A 21,415-nucleotide genomic window follows, 5' to 3' on the forward strand; every position below is an offset into this window, starting at 1 on the left:
TCTTCCCGATATTTTCCAAACCATTATAATGATATAATTATTTTCAGCAACAAATCATGCTATGTCTTAAAGGGAAACGGAGAAACCAGATGAGAATAAGAGATTGGGATCGAAATTTAAAGATTAGATTATATGGCGAAGCATTAATGAACATCTCATTTTGGATGTTTTTTCCCTTCCTTACTATTTATTTTGCAGAAGAGTTCGGTAAAGACAAGGCAGGCCTTCTATTAATTTTTTCACAAGCCTTTTCCGTGTTTGCCAATTTAATAGGTGGTTATTGGGCCGACCGGTACGGGCGCAAACGAATGATGGTTCTTTCTGCCTGCGGGCAGGGGATTTGTTTTATCGTTTTTGGATTGGCTAATTCCCCGTTGCTTGACTCTCCATGGATTGGGTTTATCTGCTATGCATTCATTGGGATCTTTGGTGCCTTTTATTGGCCAGCAAGTCAAGCAATGGTCGCAGATGTCGTTGACGAGGAAAATCGCAATCATGTATTTGCTATTTTCTATACTTCCATTAATATTGCCGTGGTGATCGGACCTTTACTAGGGGCTATTTTTTATACAAATTATCGAGTTCAGCTTATGTTCGTAGCCGGAACAGCCTGTGTCTTGCTAGCATTTATCCTGGCTAAATGGACTAGAGAGACAGCTCCATTCTTTAGAAATCGAGATACAACAGGGAATCATCGTTGGTTTTCCTTTCTTACCAATCAAATGAAGGATTATCGAATTATTTTAACAGATAGAATCTTTTTATTGTTTATTATTGGCGGGGTTCTAGTTGCACAAACGTTTATGCAGCTTGACTTGCTTATCCCAGTCTACACAAAGGAAAATGTTCAAGAACAAACTTGGTTTACATTAGGTGAATGGTCCTTTACGATTCAGGGTGAACAAGCATTTGGGATACTTTTATCGGAAAATGGTCTATTAGTTGCTTTATTTACCGTATTGGTAACGAATTGGATGGACAAATTTCGGGAGCGAAATGTATTTGTCCTCTCCTCCTTGGCATATGCCATTGCCATCATTCTCATCGGGCAAACAAGCTGGATATGGGGTTTAATCTTTGCGATGGGCATTTTTACACTCGGTGAGTTAATGGTTGCAGGCCTTCAGCAAACCTTCGTTTCCAAGCTGGCTCCTGAGCATTTACGTGGGCAATATTTTGCCGCAGCCAGCCTGCGTTATACGATTGGCAAAACGATTGCTCCGATTTCCATCCCTTTGACGGTGTGGATTGGCTATGACTGGACAATTGTATTGTTAAGCCTCTTAGCCGTGTTAAGTGCAGTCATTTTTTGGCTGATGTTTTCTATGTATGAGAAGCAAACGAAACAAAGTCCAGCCAAAGGCTCAGCTTAATAGATTAGAAAAAGAGCATCGAAATCATCTCGATGCTCTTTCTCTTAACCTCCAAAACTACGTTCTTGAGGTTTTTTCAGCTTTTTCACCTTTGGGTTAAAGAAAAACTTCATCATTGGTGGTGTAACGATCGTAGTTACGAGAATAACCACAACAAGTACTGCAAACATATCCGCACTCAACAGCTTTGTCTCTAAACCAATGGATGCAATAATTAAAGCCACTTCTCCCCGTGAAACCATGGCTGAGCCAATCCCTAATGAGCTGTTCCAATTAAACCCGGATGATTTTGCGCCAATTGCTGCACCAACGAATTTAGTTAGAATAGCAATAAAGCTTAAGATAATAATTAAACTTAAATTTTCAGTAATCCCATCAAATTGAGCCTTAATCCCGATCGATGTAAAAAAGACTGGGACAAAGATGGAGTAGCTGATCGTTTCAACCTTTTCAAATACTTCATGCTTATAGTTTGTTAAACTAATTGCAATACCTGCAATATAAGCACCGATAATGGCGGCCACACCCGTATATTCTGCTAAGTATGCAAATACAAAACAGATAATTAAAGCTGATGAGATGACCGTTTCCGTTACCTTTAATGGAGAAAACTTCTTTAAGAACCATGGAACAACCTTCCAACTAAGAAGGAAGGCACCTGTGAAAAATAGGAACTTTTTCAAGACAATTAACCCTAAGTGCACATCGCTGCCCGCAAAGCTCATTAAAAAGGCCAAGGCAAGTATCACTACAACATCATCAATTACTGCTGCACCTAGAATCGTAGCCCCTTCTCGGCTCTTTAACTTATTCAACTCTTTTAAGGCTTGCACGGAAATACTTACGCTGGTAGCAGAAAGTAATAATCCTAAAAACCAAGACTCAAAGTTGGTCATACCCATCATGTGTCCGGTAAAATAGCCGATTACTAATGGAACAATAATCCCACCAAGTCCAACAAATGTCGATGCTTTTCCGGTCCGTTTAAATTCATCCAGATCCGTTTCTAATCCAGCAATGAACATAAGCAGAATGACACCGATCTGACTAAACTCCGCTATCGTGTCCGTATCCGTCACTAAACCTAAAAGCGATGGGCCTAAAACGATACCAATTAACAGCTTTCCTAGAACAGAAGGCTGCCCAAGCCGTACGCTAATGTCACCCGCAATTTTTGAGGCAATTAAAATTATTGCTAACTGAAGTATTAACACTCTATCTCTCCTTCTCTCCGAATCTAAAAAAATACAAAAAGAGCCTGTCAACCACGGGACATACTAATCCCTTGGTGACAGACTCCTCCAAAAAAAATATATTTTTAAATTCGTTACTTCTAGTATTCATTATATATAATAATAACGGCATTTTTCAATAAGAAATTCTTATATTCTTTTATAAATCTTAATTTAAAGGCTTTTTGTTTCTTTTTCTTTCGGAAATCGATACAATTAATTATGAAGATTTTGGTAAAGGAGCGAAATAGATGAGTGAATTCCAAAAAAACTTAGAAAAATATGCGGAACTTGCAGTGAAAGTTGGCGTAAATATTCAAAAAGGGCAAACCCTCGTCGTGAATACTACGATTGACTCAAAGGAATTTGTGCGGTTGTTAGTTAAAAAGGCATATGAAACAGGTGCCGCCAACGTCATCGTAAATTGGAATGATGATATCGTTTCAAGATTAAAATACGATTTAGCTCCAGACGAAGCCTTTCATGAATACCCAAAATGGCGTGCCAAAGAAACAGAGGAACTGGCTGAAAACGGTGCTGCATTTATGTCAATTGTTTCTTCAAGTCCTGATTTATTAAAAGGAGTTAATCCAGAGCGGATAGCCAATTTCCAAAAAGCCGCTGGAACTGCATTAAGTCAATATCGAAAATACATACAATCTGATAAAGTCAGCTGGACCGTGATTGCAGCAGCTTCTGATGCGTGGGCCGAAAAAGTTTTCCCTGATGAGCCTGAGGAAAAAAGAGTCCAAATGCTTTGGGATGCCATTTTTAAATCCACGAGAGTAGATACGGATAACCCAGTCGAGGCTTGGAAAAACCATGATGCCGAGCTCCACAAAAAAGTGGATTACTTAAACAAAAAACGTTATAAAAAGCTTCACTATAAAGCACCTGGTACCGACCTTACAATCGAACTAAATGAAAAGCATCTTTGGGTTGGAGCTGGTAGTGTAAATGAACAAGGGCAAGAATTTATGGCTAACATGCCAACTGAGGAAGTCTTCACTGTCCCTTTAAAAACAGGTGTAAATGGGTTTGTTACAAGCACGAAACCTTTAAGCTTTGGCGGAAATATTATTGATAACTTCACACTTACTTTTGAGAATGGACGAATTGTTGATTTCAAAGCGGAAACTGGCGCAGAAATTCTTAAGCGCTTAGTTGAGACGGATGAAGGATCACATTATTTAGGTGAGGTGGCGCTCGTTCCTTACCATTCGCCAATTTCTCAATCAAATATTTTATTTTATAATACTTTATTCGATGAGAACGCCTCTAATCATCTTGCCATTGGCAGTGCCTATGCGTTTTGTATTGAAGGCGGGAAAAAAATGTCCGCAGAAGAATTGATAGAAAACGGCTTAAACGAAAGTATAACCCATGTTGATTTTATGATTGGATCTCCAGAAATGAATATTGATGGAATCACTGTTGACGGAAAGGCAGAACCAGTATTTCGCAATGGCGACTGGGCATTTTAAACTTTTTTGTTGATTGAAGCGGAAGGTGCGAGACTCCTGCGGGAGAAGGTGTCACGGGAGACCCCACAGGCGCTATGGCGCCGAGGAGGCTCCCGGACTCCCCCGCGGAAAGCGAGCACCTGGAGCGGAAATCAACAACCAAGTTTAACAAAGAAGAGTGATTTTGCTCATTCTGTTCAAACGAATGTCACATTTGTCATTGCAAGCCTTTTCAAATCACTGTAAATTATAGTTATAAACTACTAAGCTTCTAGGTATATTATCAACATGGCTTAACCGGAGGGAATTTATATTGAAGCAAATCCATCTTACTGTATATGGGAATGTTCAAGGTGTAGGATTTCGTTATTTTTCACAAATGAAGGCAGTCCAGTATGGAATTCGCGGCTGGGTACGAAATTGTGAGGACGGCTCTGTCGAAATAATTGCTGAAGGTACAGAAGATAATTTAATTTTATTTCTCGAGGATGTTCGAAGAGGAAATCCTTTTTCAACTGTAAATGATATATCCGTTCAAGAGATAAACAAAACCGAAAGCTTCAACTCTTTTAAGATTAAATATTAAGGCAGCCATAACTCTGGCTGCCTCTCTTTTTTTATTAACGATTATCAATTTTCTCCGGGTACAAATCATGATTCATTAAACGGTATTCAGCCATTTGTTCATATTTTGTGCCTGGCTTGCCGTAATTAACATAAGGGTCAATTGAAATCCCGCCTCTTGGCGTGAATTTCCCCCATACCTCAATATATTTTGGATCCATCAAAGCGATTAAATCATTCATAATGATGTTCATGCAATCTTCATGGAAGTCGCCATGATTTCGAAAACTGAACAAGTAAAGCTTTAATGATTTACTCTCCACCATTTTAGCACCTGGAATATAACTTATATAAATCGTTGCAAAATCAGGCTGACCCGTCTTTGGGCAAAGACTAGTAAACTCAGGGCAATTAAATTTAACAAAATAATCGCGGTTTGGATGCTTATTATCAAACGCCTCTAAGATCTCCGGAGCGTATTCAAACAAATATTTCGTTCCTTGGTTGCCAAGTAAAGTAATATCGGTTAGTTCTTCATCTCTTCTACCTGCCACGAAAAAAGCCTCCTTTAAATCAGGTATTTTCCAACCCATATAATATGGAAAAATAAGTACCCTGTCAACGGACAATTATGGAATTAATGTTACGCTGAAAATTTTAATATTCATTTGGATTAGGTTAAAATAATAGTATTCTAAACTAGGGGGACTCATCATGTGGCAAGAATTTAAAAAGTTTGCTTTGAAAGGAAATGTCATCGACCTGGCGATCGGGGTCATTATTGGAACAGCTTTTGGAAAAATTGTAACGTCTTTAGTTAGCGATATCATCATGCCGCTTTTTGGCTTTATCTTAGGCGGGATGGATTTTAGTGAACTTTCCATTGTAGTAGATAAAGAAGAACTAAAATATGGTGTTTTCCTTCAAAGTGTGTTTGATTTTTTAATTATCGCTTTTACCATCTTCATGGTCATCCGGTTTTTTAATCGTTTTAAAAAGAAGGAAGAAGTCAAATCGGAAATCGTCATCGACCATAAAGAAGAACTTTTGAAGGAAATTCGAGATTTATTGAAACAAGGTGCCATGGAAAAAGATCGGTAACAAACTGCAATACGATACCATTTTGCTTAACTGCTCCTTGGGCTTAGCCAAAGTTTTTTCAAAAAAAGTGAAACAAACCTGTTTCAATATCGTATGATTAAATAAAACTACTAAGAGGTGAGTTTTATGTATGCATATTCACATACGCAATTTCTACCTTCGGTGCTTAGAACATTTGCACTATCGCTTGCCATTTCAGTAATTGGGATGGCAGCTGGGGTTTTTGTTCCACCTGCGTTATTTTTACCGCTCGTAATTCTCGAGTTCGCTATGCTGTTAGGCGCCTTCTTCCTTAGAAAAAGAAAAGCGATCGGTTACACATTCTTGTATGTCTTTACGTTTATTTCGGGAATTACCACCTATCCAATTGTCGCTCATTATCTTTCCCTCATCGGTGCTAATGCTGTATTTATGGCATTTGGAACTACAGCGGTCGTTTTTACTGGATTAGCAGTATACGCGACCACGACGAAGAAAGATTTATCATTCTTGGGCGGAATGCTGATGGCCGCTTTACTAGCTCTTATTGCAATTAGTATATTTAATCTTATCTGGCCGTTAAGCTCAACTGGAATGTTAGCATTCTCATTTATCGGAGTGTTAGTATTCAGTGGCTACGTTTTATTTGATTTCAACCGGATGAAGCATTACGGAGTTAGCGCTGAGGAAGTCCCATTAATGGCACTTAACCTTTATTTAGACTTTATTAATCTTTTCATTAATATTTTACGTATCTTTGGAATTCTAGGAAGCAGTGACGATTAAAATGCAAGGGATTGCATGAAACTGGTGCTAGACATTCAAAGAACACCACATTCGTAATAAAACGAGTTCTCTTTAAAGGTACAAAACAGTTAATCGCAATACAAATAGGGTGAGAAATCGCAGTGGTTTTCTCTCCCTATTTTTTTTTGCAGTATCAATTGTTTGGTGTCTGAAAAATAGGCGTAAAAATTCCGCTTAAATTGGGAAATGCTCATATTTCCCTAAAAATAAGCGGATTTTTTCCGTTTATATTATCCAAATCTTTGGATTTTGACGTATTTAGAGCAGTTAATCGGAATATTTCCGCTTATATTGGCTTCTTAAGCCTCCACCATATACATTAGCCGGAAATTCTCCGCCTATGAATTCTCCTGCTTATTCCAACTTCCCACCTAATATCGTAAGTATATTCAAGCTAATATCTTCTCCCTCTTGCCTCGAACGGCCTTTTAAACGTAAAAGAGATGCCGATTTTCTTACAAATCGTTAAATAATGCATCAAAGTCAGAAGCACTATTCCTCCATTCATGCCGATAATGATTCCGCCCATATGGAACTGATAAGAAGACCCTAAAAAATACATAATCGAAAAGGAGAATAGCGTTGACCAGACAGTATGAATAAACGCGTCTTTCACTAGTCCGAGCCCGATTAAGTATGCCTGCATCGGAATGACAAAATAATGAAACAAGAAATAGGGCCATAGCATTTGCAAATACCATGCCGCTGAATCAGAGTCAAAAAATAAATCTGTTAACGGATGAGCAAAAAAGTAAAAAATTGAAACAGCAATCGTGCCATAGAAAAGTGTTCCTAGCATGACATTTTGAAGCAGCTTTCTCAGCCTCGCAAAGTCATAGTCTGCATATGCCTTTGACACGGTGGGAATCAAGACAATTAATAATGAATGGGCAATAAAGGCTGGAAAGAATCCAATCGACATAGCCACACCCGCCAACAATCCAAATTGATCGGTAGCCGCAGCTGCGGACAATCCTGATTGCATCAACGCAGCCTTAATAAGAAAGGGTTCGATGGCATTGGTTAGGGCATTGAATAGTCTTAATGACGTCGTTGGAATCGAAACAGCCATCAAGCTTTGTCTTACTTCCCTTCCAGATATTTTTTGATGAGGCTGCTGTTTGAGCTGTTGAAACTGGATAAAAAACATGTGAATTAAATAAAGAAACACGACTAATTCACTTCCAACTAAGGCACAAAGGGCAATTAACAAAGCAGTCTGTGTTTCAAAATCGAAAAGATGAAAGATAAATACGAGCAGGAGCAATTGCAAAATCTTCCGTAAGAAGTTTGCGGTGGCGATTTTTCCCATATGATGCATGCCCATAAAAAACCCTTTAGCGATCGATGAAAAGGAAACAATTGGAATTAAGATTATCACTAGCCAGCGAATACGCGGATCATAGCTATCAAAAACAGGAACGAAAGGAAGAATAAACATAGCCCCTATTAATAGAACAGACGTGAAGACAATTGCTAATCTTAATGCGTATGTAAGCATGCTGCGGTGAAATTTTGTTTCTCTTTCAGCAATAAATTTTGAAATGGAAATAGGCATCTCGAAGCTCGATAGAAGAAAAATGAGGAAAATGGTCGGAAGAATAGTCATATAAAGACCCATTCCTCTTTCACCTAATTCCCTTGCTAACGACATATTGACTAAGAACTCAACACATTCACTTAGAAATGCTGCTCCAATCAGCATCAACGTTCCACGAAAAATCGAATTCATGTTATTCTCCTTACTGTTTGTCTTTCACTATTTCACTTTATAAAATCTATGTGACAAGCTTAGAGAATATTTACAAAAAAATAAGAAAGGTGGAAATGCTCTCGGATGAATAATAAAAAGGAAGCCTTAGGATCATCTGAAATTCAGCTCATCCTAAGGCTTCCCTTCTTTATTTTATTAATGAATGTTTGAAAGCATATATAACTGCTTGGGTCCGATCTTGTACATCAAGCTTACTTAATATATTACTGACATGAGTTTTCACAGTCTTAAGTGCGATAAAGAGCTCATCAGCGATTTCTTGGTTCGTTTTTCCTTCTGCCATCAAAAGCAGTATTTCCATCTCTCTACCGGTTAGCTCTTCATGAGGCAATAAAGTTTGTTTTTGTCTCATTTTCAGCATCATTTTTCCAGTGACTTCAGGCTCGAGTACAGATTTTCCGTGATATGTATCTCTAACGGCATTGGCAATCTCACTAGCTTTGGACGTTTTTAACATATAACTGGTTGCTCCTGCTTCCAGGGCAGGGTAGACTTTCTCATCATCTAAGAAGCTTGTGACAATGATGATCTTGGCTTCCGGCCAGCTCTCGATAATTTTCTCAGTTGCCTCTATTCCATCCATTTCCTTCATGACCAAGTCCATTAAAATAACATCCGGGCGTAACGAGAGGGCAAGCTCCGCTCCTGTTTTCCCGTTGTCGGCTTCACCAATTACTTCAATATCTGGTTGAGCAGATAAATAAGAACAAACGCCAATTCTCACCATTTCGTGGTCATCAACAAACACCACTTTAATCATTACTTTCCACCCCTTTTGTCATTCGAGGTATTTTCACTTCAAGTCGAGTCCCTTTGTTTTTTACACTAATAATTTTAATCGAGCCGCCAATTTCAACTGCCCTTTCATATATATTTTGTAAACCATAAGAGCCCGCTTTTGTTTCCTCAACATCAAAACCAATCCCATCATCCACCACACGTAATATGATAAAGTCATCTCTTTCAATTAACAGGACTTCAAGTTTTAAGGCTTTAGCATGCCTCAATGTGTTCGAAACAGATTCTTGGAGAATTCGAAATAAATGATCCTCCACTCCCTTATCTAAAGGAAACTCCTCAATTTTCCACAGAATTGTCATCGATACTTTTTGCGATAGTTCGTTTAACAATTCCTCCATGCCCTCTTGAAGAGATTTGCCTTTTAAGGCAACAGGACGAAGATGAAGAAGAAGGGCGCGCATCTCCAACTGTGATTGATGGATCATCTCTTCTACCATCTTTAATTGCTTCGTTTCCCTATCTTCTGTATTGGGTCTTGATTCATTAATCGCGGACATCATCATGGAAGCAGCAAACAGTTGCTGACTCACCGAATCATGAAGTTCTCTGGCTAAGCGATTTCGTTCCTGAGAGATGATCTCTTGAATTCGCTCTTCCTGCCCGACAACCTTCTCAGTGGCCAAACGCTGTGATAGCTTCACTTGCTCACTCATTTGCTTCTGGATTTTCAACACTCTATGTTGGATTGACTCTAATTCGATCAATCCCATTGGCTCAATGGCCTCAATAGGGCGCCCTTCTTCCAGCTCATGAAGTATTTGATCAACGGAATGAATCTGTTTACGCCAGACCCACCCGGAAAAAATCCCATAGACAATCCCAACTGCGACACTGATACTAGGGACCGATAATATAAATGGAAGATCCAATACCTGCCTTTCCCAAAGCTCACTCCAGTTCGAAAGTGGAAAAGCGATCAAATAACCGGTTGTGATCAGAATAAACAACACAAGCGAGATGAAAATCCCCATCATTACTTGACGCTGCACCAAACTCATATTCTTCTCACCTCAATGTCTCCAACCATAAGTGAGGTGAATATTTTAATCTTTTGTTCATGTTGATCATATTCAGGTGTTTGCACGTGAATATTTTGATTAAACAATCTCGAACCTTGGAATTGGAGAATATTAACATTTCCCACTAATACGGAATGATGAGCGCTCACTTCAATATCATAAGGGATTAAGATTTGAATTTTACCAATAAAATTTCGAATAAAAATAACGGTCTCCCCTTTAGGAAGCACGGTATAGCTTAAATCAACAACGGTGTCACCAATTCCGGTTTGAATATTGATATCATTCCATTCATAGGTATGCTCCGGAGTCTTTTGATCCCCGAATAGTTTGTTCTTAAACATAGGCTCTCGGGAAATGACTTGTTCGTTCCCAGGAGTTTGCATCGGCTCCTTTAAAACTGGAAGTTCAAGCTTAGGGGTTTTCTTTGTCTGTGCAAATTGAATGATCAAATAGATGAAGGCAGCCAGCACTAGAAAGCGGAAGGTAATCATTCCAAGGACACTTGCGGAAAAAAACAAGATTCCAACCCAAAATATAAATTTACCCAGCTTGCGATGGAGCCGTTTTTTCCCGATATAAATCATTCCAGCAGCTACAAGAAGAGAGAATATGAGACCTTTGTTAAAAAATAAAACCTCAAGAAAAAGTAATAAAATACTAATCAAAAAAAGCCAGCTGAAATAGTCATTTTTTATTTTGTCTAACATAGAAAATACCTCCCTTCTTTAACATGGTGGCTGCCCACTTTTTTGAAGTCTATCAATTCACAGAACCAATATCTATATTGGTATAATTTTAATAGGACCAAAAGGCGTAGAAATTTCCTACGCCCTTTAAGAATAACAAATTCGTTATTAGATAGAAATGTTTTCCTCTTGTTTTTTAGCTGCTTGCTTTTCTAATTGTGCTATTTTTGCATCAATTGTATTTCGATAATAGGAACTATTAACTTGGTGTTCTAAGCGATCGAGATAGGATTCAATTTCTGTGAATCGTGAAAAAGAATGGTTAGAATAGGAATGATCGTCTAGAACTTTGTTCATTCGGTTGTATGCTCGGGATACATTCTCCCGACCCATTAATTCCATGCGGCGAATATGCATGTCTTTCAATTTGTGTTTCATTTCTTCATATTTTTGTTCCAATTCACTAAGCTGGTTGGTTACGTTTTGAAGAGATTCTTTTAATCGTAACGCACGATCCTCAAATTGCACCTTTTCATTTAGCGCAAATTGATATAATTCATTTTCCCCTGCTTGCGAAGCAATCTCGGCTTGTCGATTTCTTTTATCTGCAAGGTCTTTAGCTTGTTGATATTCCCGGCTAAATTGGTCCTTCAACGCATATTGACGTTCCAACAGTTTCCGTACCTTTTCTGTTTCTAATTCGCTCTCGCGTAAGTATTGGTTTAATAACGCAATTGGATTTTTTTGTTCCTTTTGATCTAAAACATCATTAAGGTCTGCTAATACAGCATTCTTGATTCTAGAAAATAAATTACTCATGGTTACTCTCTCCTTTTATTAATAATTGTTTTTAAGCTGTGACCATTGTTTTTCAAAATTGGTAAATGGATCATCTGATTCCACTACCACTGAATCGGAGTTGCTTTTATTCCAATTTTTATATACTAAGTAAAGGACGTAAGCTGCGACGATGGCTAAAATGCCAGGAGCATTTGCTGCAGAAGCCATTAATACTACCAAGCCAATCAGTCCCCAGCAAATTTTCGCAAACAGCTTATTCGCCTTCAAAAACTTTTTAAACGCAAAGTATAAAATAAACAAGCTGATTGCCAGACCCACCACTGATCCAAGGTTAGAAAGTAACACGATAGCAGCAATACCACCCGCTAATAGTAAACCAAATTTTTTCATTTTGTTTTCCTCCTTTCTTGATACCATCTTATCTAGAAAACAGACTTCTCATAACGAGCCTAAGCTTGATTTTTATATCAGACTTAAGGCTTAGTCGTTATAGGACTCGGACGAATATCGATTAGGATAATCCATATTTTTAGGGTGATACTATGAAAAAAAGTGGTTAATAAGGGGATACCTGTTATGGAAGATTTAACTTGGATGTCTTATATGATGCTCATATTAGCAAGCTATCGGCTAACTCATCTTATTGTATTTGATAAAATTACGGAGTTTATTCGAAAGCCGTTTATGAAGAAAATCGAGGTTATCACAGAGGAAGGTCCGAAAATAAAAGAGGTTCCCAAATCCTTGTTTGGATATTTATTAAATTGTTACTGGTGTGCCGGGGTTTGGAGCGCGATCTTTTTGGGAAGCTTTTATTTACTTGCACCGAAATATGCCATTTATCTTATTTTTATCCTATCCATTGCCGGTGCCCAAGCAATACTTGAAACGTTTGTCGGGGTAAATATAAAAAAAGTGGATTATTATTCGAACAAGGAGGAGTAGCAGAACATTCACTTGGTCATTTGCCCCATTTTTAATAAGCTTGAGTTCATTTCACTTTAGCTAGTCCTCAAATGTATGTCCAAATATCTTTACCAGCATTAAAAAAGAGGGCCCCATAATACTGAGCCCCCTATTTTGAGTCTATGACATATTTTTATCTTTTAGATCGGGCTGTCTGCCGCCTTTTTCCCCAGTTGTAAATTCAACTAGTTCCTCACTTGTACGGTTGCCTAATTTTTTATTATTATTGCGGTTGGCATTTGCATTCCCTAGTTTTGTTCTGCCCATTATCTCACAACTCCTTTGCATATCAATTAAAGGTAGTATGAGAAATTTTTCTAACGATTATTCCTTGCCAATAGCCATATCAAATTTTTATAAAAATTTTATTATCTTTACTTTTCCCTAAAAGGTTCACTTCTCCGAATACTTGAAAATATTCTAACTTAGGGTCTTCTTTCACATAGTTAGCAAAATCTTCTTCAACTCCTGAAGCAAGAAGTACTCTTGGATGAAGCACTTTAACACTGTTTAACGGAACATTTGCTTTAAATTGCCCCAAACCTTCTCCTGTAATAATCCAGTTAATTGGAGCAGCAGCAGCTTTCTTCTTTTGAGCTTCCTGATATTGGGTTGATTGTATAGGATTATATAAATGAATGAAATCCTCAACAACAGCGCTCGCGGTTGGGAACATCCCTGCCCCTGGACCTTGAATCGCAATATTCCCAACGATATCCGCATCAATTGAAATAGCATTTTGTACTCCCTCAACTTGATAAAGAGGGTGAGTTTGTGAGACTAGAACCGGCTTAATGGAACATTTTATTCCAGTTTCCGTCTTCTCCAAACAAGCTACATGCTTAAATCTTAATCCAATACCAGAAAACAGTTTAATTTTCTCTGCTGTTATTTCTGTAATACCTTTTCTTTGCACATCGTTCCATTGAGGCTGTTCCCCAAAAACGACCTGACTTAATATCATCGCTTTATAGAATGCGTCAATACCTTCTACGTCATTGGTCGGATCCAATTCTGCATATCCGAGTTCTTGAGCCAGTTTTAAAGCATCAGCAAACGAAAGATCTTCTTGTCTCATTTTGGTTAAAATGAAATTTGAAGTCCCATTAAGGATTCCTTCTAGTTTGGTTATTTTGTTAATATTCAAAAGGGTATTCAAAGTTTGTATGACTGGAATACCACCAGCAACAGTAGCTTCAAATCCAATTGAAACTTGATGTTGGTCCGCAAGCGCTTTTAATTGTCCTCCATGGTGAGCGAACATCTCTTTGTTCGCAGTAATGACATGACACCCTTTTTTGATTGCCGCTTGCAGATAAGTAAAGCTTGGTTCACTGCCAACAATCGCATCCACTACTACATCAAGCTTAGGGAGCTGCAAAATGTCTTCAAAATTAGTGGTCAAAAGTACGTCTTGATCAGGCAAGTGGTGCCTTTCAATATTTCTTACTAAGACAGCGGCAATCTTCACCTCACTGCCTAACAATGCTTTAAAACGACTTTGGTGATTTTTAATCGTTTGGTATACACCTTTTCCGACGGTCCCATAGCCTAAAAGCGCAATATGAATTGTATTCAACTTCTCCCGCTCCTTGTAGATCAAGATATTATGGTTAACTTTTCTTTTTATCAACAAAAGATCCCTAACAAAAAACCCTCTTCCTAAGAAGAGGGTTTTTCCTCCTCTTATCTTTCAGACAGCACTCTGTCTGCAGGATTTAGCACCTTTTCAAGCAATGCTTGATGGTTGCCGGACTTCATAGGGCCTGGTCCCTCCGTCACTCATGATAAGAGATTATTTATTTGTACAATCTTTGAAATTCTTTTTAAGCATATTTTGAATTATAAATTAATTTAACTGGGAACGTCAACCATAAACAACAAATTATTTTGAAGCTTGTTGAATTGCCTGATCAAAAACGCTAATGATGTCAGCGGCATGTTCAATCCCGACGGAAATTCGAACGACTTCCATTGTAATTCCGAGTGCATTCCGCGCTTCCTCCGGCAAAGCCCTGTGGGAAGTAATAACCGGATGTGAGACAGATGTTTCTACTCCGGCCAGTGTTGGGGCAATTTTTACCCAAGAAAGATTTTTAAAAAATTCATTAACATCCACTGAATTGGAAAGCTTAATCGTAACAATGGCTCCGTAGCCATTTTCACCATGCTCAAATGGATAATAAACCTTTTCCACTAATTTATTTTCTAAAAGCGCTTTGGCAAGTTCCTTTGCATTACGAGACTGGCGCTCCATTCTAATTGCAAGTGTTTTTAATCCCCGTGTTGTTAACCAGGCCTCAAACGGACTGACATTCGTTCCAAGGTTGACCACTTTTGCTCTTGCCTTTTCCAGCAGGTCTTGTCTGCCAACGAGCACTCCAGAAGTGACATCACTATGACCACCTATGTACTTCGTTGCACTATGCACGACCAAGTCTACCCCTTTAGTAAATGGCTGACAATGATATGGTGTCGCAAAAGTATTGTCGACTAAAGTGATAAGATTATGCTTGGCAGCAATTTGCACAAACTCATCTATATCTTGAACTCGTAATAGTGGATTTGTGATCGATTCTGTATAGAGCAATTTAGTATTGGACTGAATAACAGACTCGATACTGGAACGCTCTTCAAAAGAGACAAACGTGATCTCAACTCCAAACTGACTGAGCTCCTCTTTTAAAAGGTGGAAGCTTCCTCCGTATAAATCTTCAGCTGCGACAATGTGATCTCCACTTTTCACAACTGCTAATACCCCTGCTAAAATAGCGGAAAGACCTGATGATGTAGCGACCCCAGCGGGTGCGCACTCTAGCGCTGCAATTGCTTCTGCTAATTCATCAGTATTTGGATTCCCTACGCGTGAATATAAATAATTTCCTTGCCCTTGGTAATACCCCTCTAATTCATCAAGGTCTGCAAAAGTAAAAGCAGTCGTTTGATAAATTGGTGTCACCTTGCTTTTTATCGGCTGTTTATTTTTTTTAACACTATGTAGTACATCCGTTTCAAACCTGGCCAAGATAGTTCACCTTCTTTTAAGAATAGAAAAACTTTTCTAAAATCTAGAATGACTATAACAATAACCAGTTGTTTCGTCAATCTCCTATCGGAAAGATAGGAGATTGAAAGCGGAAACACTTGTGAATTTTCACATATAAAATTTTCATTTGTCTGGCTTGTTTATTTACTTTGCCGACACGATTTCACCCTTATAGAAACTCTTCTTCTGTCCAGTTATGCCTAGCTCGCGATAGAATTTCTTCAATTCTCTCTCTTCTCTTTCTGTAACGATAGCGATAACGGTACCGCTTGCGCCGAATCTGCCCGTCCTGCCAGATCGGTGAACGTATTGATTGATCTCCTTAGGAAAATCAACATGGATTACATGAGTAATTCCTTTAATATCTAACCCTCTTGCTGCAACATCCGTTGCTATTAATAAGGAAGAGTCTTCATCACGAAATTTCTTTAAGGCTGTTTGACGCTCAAGCTTCTTCAATTCACTATGAAGGATCCCTGCCGAAATTCCTTTATACGAAAGCTTTGATGCAATCAAGGTGGCTTCCCCAATATCATTCATAAAAGCCAATGCCTTAATCCCAGAAAGCCGGGCTATTTTTTGCATGATTTCAATTTTTTCCCGCTGTTCACATACAAAGTAAAAATGATCTACCTTTTCTGATTTGATTGTCTCATCTCTGCCAATTTTAATTAACTCAGGGTTTGTCGTTAATCCCCTGGCTATCTCTTCAGTGCGTGGAGGTAATGTCGCTGAAAAGACCAAGACCTGACGATCCGCTAATGGTGAGTTTACAATATGGCGAACGGTTGTTAAGTGTTCTGGAATAAGCAATTGGTCCCCTTCGTCTAAGACGACAGTTTTTACTTCGTGCATCTTTAGCTTCTTTTGCTTAATCAACTCCAAGATCCGTCCAGGTGTTCCAACGACTACTTGAGGGGATTTTTTTAGTTTTTCGAGCTGCCTTTTTACGTTCGCCCCCCCAATAAAGGATGCACTCCTAATCCCGCTTCCTTCACCCCATTTTTGAATTTCGCTTAATATTTGCATACAAAGCTCTTGTGAAGAGGCTAAGATAACCGCTTGCACACCACGGCGTTCTTGATCTATTTTTTGTAAGACTGGCAGTAAATAACTTAATGTCTTCCCCGTTCCAGTAGGTGATTCAGCAATGACATCTTTTCCTTCAAGAGCAAAAGGGATGGACTTCATTTGAACGGAAGTTAATTGTTCAAAGCCCGACTTTTCCCAAGCAGTTTGAAGGAAGGGTTTTATTTCATGATTAATCGCTTTTATATCGTACATAATTTCTCCTTTATATAACTCCATTTTTTTAACCTTTGCATTCATTTTATTATAACCTTGGCTTTCTCGCAAAATCGGTTATTCAGAACAATTTGAATGAATGAATGATCATAAAAAAAGAGGATGGTATTGTTTTTTTTTAGAGCTAACTCAATTAAAAGAGTGAGGTGGGGACGAGGGGGAATGAATTTGAAAAGTTGGTCTATATTTTTGAAAAGTTGGTCTATATCTTTTGAGAGTTGGTCCATATATTTTGAAAGTTGGTCTATATATTTTGAGAGTTGGTCCAAATATTTTGAAAGTTGGTCCATATATTTTTTCAAATGGTCCATATACACATGTTGACGGGCATAAACGCATTTTCGCGAGCAAATATTCTCCAAAAAATAGCCAAAATCTTATATTTTTTTTAAAAAGCTCCCCTTTTTTTAAAAAAACCAAAAAAATTACATCATTTTCAGCAAAAAATGATATTTTTTTTATAACAAAACAAATAAATCTTCATTTTACACGTCTAAGAAAACCGGGACATGTACCCAGTTGCTCTTTTACATTACCTCTCTGTTTTGGGGCATGCACATAGAAGCCTTCTGCATTATTGGTAAACGCCTTTTGTAATCTTGATTGAACTTTTTTCTTCTCTTTTGCTGATAATCCTTTTCTTATTAGTTTCAATACTTGAAAATTTTATACTTTCTTATCTAAAAAAAGAAGACAGCCTAGAGCTGTCCTTTTGTTTTTAATATATAACTTTTCCCCCAAGAATAAAGGAGCAACCCAATCGTTAATAGTAACTGTAACAAGACAATGGCTCCATCCCAGAAATGAGCCGGTTCAGAGGTTCTCATCACACAATGAATGGATTCCTTTACAATATAAATCAATTGCGGAATAAAATAGGTAACAAATAATGTAAAAGTAATCCCCATCCCGATCATATAAAAAATACCATACGTGATCACAACCGGCTTTTCCCCCGCAAAAATTGCTGGTGTGGACTTACCCTTGGTTGAAAAAATGAGTTCCCTAAAATAAGTGCGTGAATTTTCTAACAGATTATAGCATCCCGTCAGATTCTCTAAAACGTAATACAAATCGGTCTTCATATAAATAAAACATTGATAAATCATCCGAATGACTACATCTAAAACAATCATCCCACTAATTCCAAGAACAACACCTGTTTGACCTGGAAACAGCAAGTCGGCTAATAAAGCCAGAAATAAGATAACATTATCAAAGCAAAGGCCCGCTAAATAAAGCACATTCCTTTTCTTCGCTGGTAATCCCCAAACTTCTGACATATCGGTTTCTAGTACAACTAAAATAAGACGATGTCCAATTTCAACCTTTGTTGGAAGGCCAACGGACCTTAGTGCCATTACATGCCCAAACTCGTGAACCAAAACAAGTAATAAGGAGATAGCAAAATATATAAGAATATTGATCGTCATTACATCAAATACAAATAAATCTTTATAGTGAGGAATTAAGTGAGGATTACTAATGAAGATTCCGATATTAACTAAGAAAAGTATAGAGTAGAAACACATAGCGAACCTATTAAAAAAGATTTTTGCCATCCGCTGTGGAATCCACAAAAACCCATGATTTTTTTGCTTTCGTTTGGCAGATTCTATAGGTTGTCCGTCCACTTCTTGAATTAAATCCATTTCCCAAAGCTGCTGTGCAAATTCAAGTAAGTTGACCTCTTCTTCGGGGTATGCTGCCTTTAATTCTTTTTCAATTTCATGAAGACTTGCACCATTTTCTATCATTTCAAGAGCATAAATGCAAATAGCGGGCATTTCAAAGAATTCACCCGTTATCTGATCTTCAACGATGAAATTTTTTTTATCTTCTCTAATATTTATTGGATGTAGCTTTAAGCTAGTTTCATAGTTTAGACTCAAGAAAAACACCCTTTATAAAAAACTAGGGATGCACTACTAAACATCACGCATCCCCCTTTCCATATTAGCTTTGCCACCAACACCACCAGCATGTCGTTTTAACTTTGTTGAGTTTGCGGATTTTCATTTAATTCACCTCCTCTCTAGAAGTAAATTTATAACCGTTATGCAATTCTTCCCATTTCGGGAACACTTTCTTAAATAACTCTACTAGATTAGGGTCAAATTGTGTCCCTTTCCCCTCCAGTATTCTCTTATAGGCTTCCGTTAAAGGTAAAGCGGCACGATAAGATCTAGATGAAGTCATGGCATCAAAAGCATCGGCGATTGAAGTAATCCTAGCGAGTATTGGAATTTCTTCACCAATTAGATTATCCGGATAACCTTTCCCATCCCACCGTTCATGATGAGACCGAATAACATCAATTCCGTTCTTTAATCCTTCAACACCCTCAACTGTTTTCGCCCCTATAGAAGGATGTATTTTAATAATTTCATATTCTTCATTAGTTAATTTTTCCGGCTTCATTAAAATTCTATCCGGTATATTTATTTTTCCGACATCGTGCAACAAGCATGCATAATTAAATTCTCTTAACTCTTCTTTAGAAAACTTCCCAAACTCCTTCGCCATAGCTAAAGCATAAGAAGCAACCCGTTGACTATGCCCTCTTGTATATGGGTCTTTTAATTCGAGGGTGGCTATTACCCCTTTAACTATTCCCTGTAATTGTCGATCGAAAGAGTCTTCAATTGCACGAACATATCCTGTAAATCTGTTTACAAAAATGTAAGCAACAATTGCAATTACACCGACTAAAAGTATTGGGATAAACACATCTGTCCTACTTAGCGCAAAACCAATAAGCAAGTATTTTAATACGGTCCCAATTACTACTGTCCAAAAATATCGGTAGTTTACAAAAATTGGAGAAAACAAGACGATAAATATTTCAGCAGGATTACCACTAGCATACTTAAGGTCAGTTCCAATATACGTATAAAGATCACTGGCGATAATGATGAGAGTGTAACCTATAAATAAAACATATTTGACATAGCTCTGTTTCCTAGTTTTAATCAAATACAATGCAATGGGAAGTAGCACAGCCAGTAATACATAAATCCAATATCCAAATTTAGTTGGCAATTCTTTATAAGTGTTAGTCACAAAATTTGGAAATATATAATAATAAATAAGGTCATATCCAACAAAAATGATATAAAACAATGATAAAAACCACTTAATTGTTCGTTTTTCTTCTTTTATTAAAGAAGCCCCAGTAATTATTTTTTGCATGATTCTACCTCGCGAGTATTTTCATTCCAATTGGATATACAATCAAACAAATTTTTTTCGTCACTAATCGACATTTGTTTCCATTATAAACTAAAAGAAAAAGGAACAAAATAGCAACTAATATCCAAACAAACAATTTTTCAAAAAGTTAATAGAAACGTCGATTTTCATTTACCATTTAGTCAAAAAAAGCACCGAAATTTGTATTTCGGTGCTTTTTAATATACCATCAATGCCCAATATAGTCGATATTTTGAATTAACGCTTTAAAATCCTCATACGTAATCATTGTATTCCAATTTCCAGTTAGCTTAGCAATAATGACTACAGATGCAAAAATTGAAAAGAAAGCAATTGGCACTACCCACTTGTTTACTTTTTTTGGACCAACTTGAACAGTCAACGTGTTCTTAACCGGACATACTTCAACACATTGCATACAAGCGGAACATTCCGGTGTTAACACCGATGTTTTTTCTGAAACTCGAATTCTTTGCGGGCAAACACGGGTGCACGCATTACAATCAATACACGATTCTTCATTCCGTTTAATTTTTGTTATTCCAAATAAAGAGCCTAACCCAATCAATGCCCCGTACGGACATAAAAACCTGCACCAAAAATTCTTAAAAAATAGTGAAAGCACAAATAGAATTAGGATGAATTTCAATGCAAACCCGCTTATATTTAAGAAGAATGTCAACATTTTAACATCTGAGATTAAGTTATAAGGACTTAATAAAAATTGTTGAGCAGCAACTGCCGGCATATCGAACAGAATAACCTTGATAAAAAAACCTAATAGTAAATACTTTAACGGGAACAAAATCCATGTGAGCCATTTAGGTAAATCAAAACTCTTCTTAAAAAGCTTCTTACCCAATTTCCCTGTCCATTCACTGACTGTACCAATTGGGCAAATCCAGCTACAGAACGATCTTCGAAAAAGAATTCCCGACCCCACAATAAAAGTGAATAACACGAGACCCGCTGGATGAATTCGATCAAACTCTCCGGTCGTAATCCATACTTTAAAAGCTACAAGTGCACTGACTGGCAAGAAGCCTTCTACTGCACTAGGTCTTTCAACAAACGGCTCCACTCCTAATGAAGCGAAGTGATTATAAAACTGCCAAAATCGAAATCCAATAAAAAGTATAAACAGCAAAAAAGCAATTTGAACCCCATTTCTGGCGAATTCAATTGGTCTTTTCTTCAATTGTCTGTAATACCATTTCTTTGTCTTCATGCTAGTCCTCCTCTTTCTTCTTACATAAGCATAAGAAAAAAGAGAGAAAAATCT

At 37.6% G+C, this 21,415-nt stretch carries 21 protein-coding genes, 1 pseudogene and 1 riboswitch; of the genes and pseudogenes, 6 read left to right on the plus strand and 16 right to left on the minus strand.

Features of this window, described 5'->3' with window-relative positions; all coding sequences use genetic code 11:
- The first annotated feature begins 89 nt into the window (after positions 1–89).
- Positions 90–1,373 carry an MDR family MFS transporter gene (locus tag ACI48O_RS01140; RefSeq protein WP_435559858.1) on the plus strand — a complete coding sequence of 428 codons (1,284 nt, stop codon included), beginning with the start codon at positions 90–92 and terminating at the stop codon, positions 1,371–1,373.
- Positions 1,374–1,417: 44 nt separating this feature from the next.
- Here the strand turns inward: ACI48O_RS01140 and ACI48O_RS01145 are convergent, their stop codons facing one another.
- Complete coding sequence (locus ACI48O_RS01145; protein WP_435559859.1) at positions 1,418–2,587, minus strand: cation:proton antiporter; 1,170 nt, start codon at positions 2,585–2,587, stop codon at positions 1,418–1,420.
- A 269-nt stretch (positions 2,588–2,856) separates the two neighbouring features.
- Between ACI48O_RS01145 and ACI48O_RS01150 the strand changes: the two genes are divergently transcribed.
- On the plus strand, positions 2,857–4,089 hold the full coding sequence (locus tag ACI48O_RS01150) for an aminopeptidase (RefSeq protein ID WP_435559860.1): 1,233 nt from the start codon (positions 2,857–2,859) through the stop codon (positions 4,087–4,089).
- 292 nt (positions 4,090–4,381) lie between these two features.
- Positions 4,382–4,654, plus strand: coding sequence for an acylphosphatase (locus ACI48O_RS01155; RefSeq protein WP_435559861.1), 273 nt, complete (start codon positions 4,382–4,384; stop codon positions 4,652–4,654).
- A 34-nt stretch (positions 4,655–4,688) separates the two neighbouring features.
- Here ACI48O_RS01155 and queF read toward each other — a convergent pair whose 3' ends face one another.
- Positions 4,689–5,186 carry a preQ(1) synthase gene (queF, locus tag ACI48O_RS01160; RefSeq protein ID WP_435559862.1) on the minus strand — a complete coding sequence of 166 codons (498 nt, stop codon included), beginning with the start codon at positions 5,184–5,186 and terminating at the stop codon, positions 4,689–4,691.
- 160 nt (positions 5,187–5,346) lie between these two features.
- On the opposite strand from queF, the gene mscL reads away from it, so the two are divergent.
- A complete protein-coding gene (gene mscL, locus ACI48O_RS01165) occupies positions 5,347–5,733 on the plus strand; it encodes a large conductance mechanosensitive channel protein MscL (protein WP_435559863.1) in 387 nt (128 codons plus the stop codon).
- Positions 5,734–5,859: 126 nt separating this feature from the next.
- Positions 5,860–6,498 carry a Bax inhibitor-1/YccA family protein gene (locus ACI48O_RS01170; RefSeq protein WP_435559864.1) on the plus strand — a complete coding sequence of 213 codons (639 nt, stop codon included), beginning with the start codon at positions 5,860–5,862 and terminating at the stop codon, positions 6,496–6,498.
- A gap of 415 nt (positions 6,499–6,913) precedes the next feature.
- Here ACI48O_RS01170 and ACI48O_RS01175 read toward each other — a convergent pair whose 3' ends face one another.
- From ACI48O_RS01175 to ACI48O_RS01200, 6 genes are all read right to left on the minus strand, one after another.
- Positions 6,914–8,251 carry an oligosaccharide flippase family protein gene (locus tag ACI48O_RS01175; protein WP_435559865.1) on the minus strand — a complete coding sequence of 446 codons (1,338 nt, stop codon included), beginning with the start codon at positions 8,249–8,251 and terminating at the stop codon, positions 6,914–6,916.
- Between the two features lie 169 nt (positions 8,252–8,420).
- Entirely contained in the window at positions 8,421–9,053 is a 633-nt protein-coding gene (locus tag ACI48O_RS01180) for a response regulator transcription factor (protein ID WP_435559866.1), read from the minus strand.
- Positions 9,046–10,092 (minus strand): sensor histidine kinase, encoded by a 1,047-nt coding sequence (locus ACI48O_RS01185; RefSeq protein WP_435559867.1) that lies wholly within the window; start codon positions 10,090–10,092, stop codon positions 9,046–9,048. The genes ACI48O_RS01180 and ACI48O_RS01185 overlap by 8 nt, the downstream gene beginning before the upstream one ends.
- Positions 10,089–10,823, minus strand: coding sequence for a cell wall-active antibiotics response protein LiaF (gene liaF / locus ACI48O_RS01190; RefSeq protein ID WP_435559868.1), 735 nt, complete (start codon positions 10,821–10,823; stop codon positions 10,089–10,091). Before liaF ends, ACI48O_RS01185 begins: the two co-directional genes overlap by 4 nt.
- 147 nt (positions 10,824–10,970) lie before the next feature.
- A complete protein-coding gene (locus ACI48O_RS01195; protein ID WP_435559869.1) occupies positions 10,971–11,621 on the minus strand; it encodes a PspA/IM30 family protein in 651 nt (216 codons plus the stop codon).
- 18 nt (positions 11,622–11,639) lie between these two features.
- Positions 11,640–11,993: a lmo0954 family membrane protein gene (locus ACI48O_RS01200; RefSeq protein WP_435559870.1), complete on the minus strand. Its 354-nt coding sequence runs from the start codon at positions 11,991–11,993 to the stop codon at positions 11,640–11,642.
- A 186-nt stretch (positions 11,994–12,179) separates the two neighbouring features.
- Between ACI48O_RS01200 and ACI48O_RS01205 the strand changes: the two genes are divergently transcribed.
- Positions 12,180–12,548 carry a DUF1360 domain-containing protein gene (locus tag ACI48O_RS01205; RefSeq protein WP_435559871.1) on the plus strand — a complete coding sequence of 123 codons (369 nt, stop codon included), beginning with the start codon at positions 12,180–12,182 and terminating at the stop codon, positions 12,546–12,548.
- A 141-nt stretch (positions 12,549–12,689) separates the two neighbouring features.
- Here ACI48O_RS01205 and ACI48O_RS01210 read toward each other — a convergent pair whose 3' ends face one another.
- The 8 genes and pseudogenes from ACI48O_RS01210 to ACI48O_RS01245 all read right to left on the minus strand — a co-directional run bounded on the left by ACI48O_RS01210 (position 12,690) and on the right by ACI48O_RS01245 (position 21,361).
- The gene (locus ACI48O_RS01210; RefSeq protein ID WP_435559872.1) at positions 12,690–12,836 is read right to left on the minus strand and encodes a hypothetical protein; all 147 of its coding nucleotides are present in this window, start codon (positions 12,834–12,836) and stop codon (positions 12,690–12,692) included.
- Positions 12,837–12,915: 79 nt separating this feature from the next.
- Positions 12,916–14,148 carry a homoserine dehydrogenase gene (locus ACI48O_RS01215; protein ID WP_435559873.1) on the minus strand — a complete coding sequence of 411 codons (1,233 nt, stop codon included), beginning with the start codon at positions 14,146–14,148 and terminating at the stop codon, positions 12,916–12,918.
- 104 nt (positions 14,149–14,252) lie between these two features.
- Positions 14,253–14,363, minus strand: a riboswitch (SAM riboswitch).
- Between the two features lie 91 nt (positions 14,364–14,454).
- Complete coding sequence (locus ACI48O_RS01220) at positions 14,455–15,597, minus strand: trans-sulfuration enzyme family protein (protein WP_435560020.1); 1,143 nt, start codon at positions 15,595–15,597, stop codon at positions 14,455–14,457.
- A 162-nt stretch (positions 15,598–15,759) separates the two neighbouring features.
- Positions 15,760–16,899 carry a DEAD/DEAH box helicase gene (locus tag ACI48O_RS01225; RefSeq protein ID WP_435560021.1) on the minus strand — a complete coding sequence of 380 codons (1,140 nt, stop codon included), beginning with the start codon at positions 16,897–16,899 and terminating at the stop codon, positions 15,760–15,762.
- A 510-nt stretch (positions 16,900–17,409) separates the two neighbouring features.
- Positions 17,410–17,577 (minus strand): annotated as a pseudogene (locus ACI48O_RS01230) (IS91 family transposase); the annotation flags it as partial.
- Positions 17,578–17,618: 41 nt separating this feature from the next.
- Entirely contained in the window at positions 17,619–18,812 is a 1,194-nt protein-coding gene (locus tag ACI48O_RS01235) for a hypothetical protein (RefSeq protein ID WP_435559874.1), read from the minus strand.
- 127 nt (positions 18,813–18,939) lie between these two features.
- The gene (locus tag ACI48O_RS01240) at positions 18,940–20,112 is read right to left on the minus strand and encodes an HD-GYP domain-containing protein (protein ID WP_435559875.1); all 1,173 of its coding nucleotides are present in this window, start codon (positions 20,110–20,112) and stop codon (positions 18,940–18,942) included.
- A 229-nt stretch (positions 20,113–20,341) separates the two neighbouring features.
- Positions 20,342–21,361, minus strand: a complete 1,020-nt coding sequence (locus tag ACI48O_RS01245; RefSeq protein WP_435559876.1) for a 4Fe-4S binding protein — start codon at positions 21,359–21,361, stop codon at positions 20,342–20,344.
- Between the last annotated feature and the right edge of the window lie 54 nt (positions 21,362–21,415).

The organism is Neobacillus terrisolis (assembly GCF_051233475.1).
Classification (GTDB): domain Bacteria; phylum Bacillota; class Bacilli; order Bacillales; family Cytobacillaceae; genus Bacillus_BU.

Bases quoted from the DNA above. Each gene is read 5' to 3' on its own strand.
- ACI48O_RS01195 (WP_435559869.1), bottom strand. From the start codon at position 11,621: ATGAGTAATTTATTTTCTAGAATCAAGAATGCTGTATTAGCAGACCTT.
- ACI48O_RS01185 (WP_435559867.1), bottom strand. From the start codon at position 10,092: ATGAGTTTGGTGCAGCGTCAAGTAATGATGGGGATTTTCATCTCGCTT.
- mscL (WP_435559863.1), top strand. From the start codon at position 5,347: ATGTGGCAAGAATTTAAAAAGTTTGCTTTGAAAGGAAATGTCATCGAC.
- ACI48O_RS01175 (WP_435559865.1), bottom strand. From the start codon at position 8,251: ATGAATTCGATTTTTCGTGGAACGTTGATGCTGATTGGAGCAGCATTT.
- ACI48O_RS01245 (WP_435559876.1), bottom strand. From the start codon at position 21,361: ATGAAGACAAAGAAATGGTATTACAGACAATTGAAGAAAAGACCAATT.
- ACI48O_RS01140 (WP_435559858.1), top strand. From the start codon at position 90: ATGAGAATAAGAGATTGGGATCGAAATTTAAAGATTAGATTATATGGC.
- ACI48O_RS01180 (WP_435559866.1), bottom strand. From the start codon at position 9,053: ATGATTAAAGTGGTGTTTGTTGATGACCACGAAATGGTGAGAATTGGC.
- liaF (WP_435559868.1), bottom strand. From the start codon at position 10,823: ATGTTAGACAAAATAAAAAATGACTATTTCAGCTGGCTTTTTTTGATT.
- ACI48O_RS01205 (WP_435559871.1), top strand. From the start codon at position 12,180: ATGGAAGATTTAACTTGGATGTCTTATATGATGCTCATATTAGCAAGC.
- ACI48O_RS01210 (WP_435559872.1), bottom strand. From the start codon at position 12,836: ATGGGCAGAACAAAACTAGGGAATGCAAATGCCAACCGCAATAATAAT.
- ACI48O_RS01225 (WP_435560021.1), bottom strand. From the start codon at position 16,899: ATGTACGATATAAAAGCGATTAATCATGAAATAAAACCCTTCCTTCAA.
- ACI48O_RS01150 (WP_435559860.1), top strand. From the start codon at position 2,857: ATGAGTGAATTCCAAAAAAACTTAGAAAAATATGCGGAACTTGCAGTG.
- ACI48O_RS01200 (WP_435559870.1), bottom strand. From the start codon at position 11,993: ATGAAAAAATTTGGTTTACTATTAGCGGGTGGTATTGCTGCTATCGTG.
- ACI48O_RS01170 (WP_435559864.1), top strand. From the start codon at position 5,860: ATGTATGCATATTCACATACGCAATTTCTACCTTCGGTGCTTAGAACA.
- ACI48O_RS01240 (WP_435559875.1), bottom strand. From the start codon at position 20,112: ATGCAAAAAATAATTACTGGGGCTTCTTTAATAAAAGAAGAAAAACGA.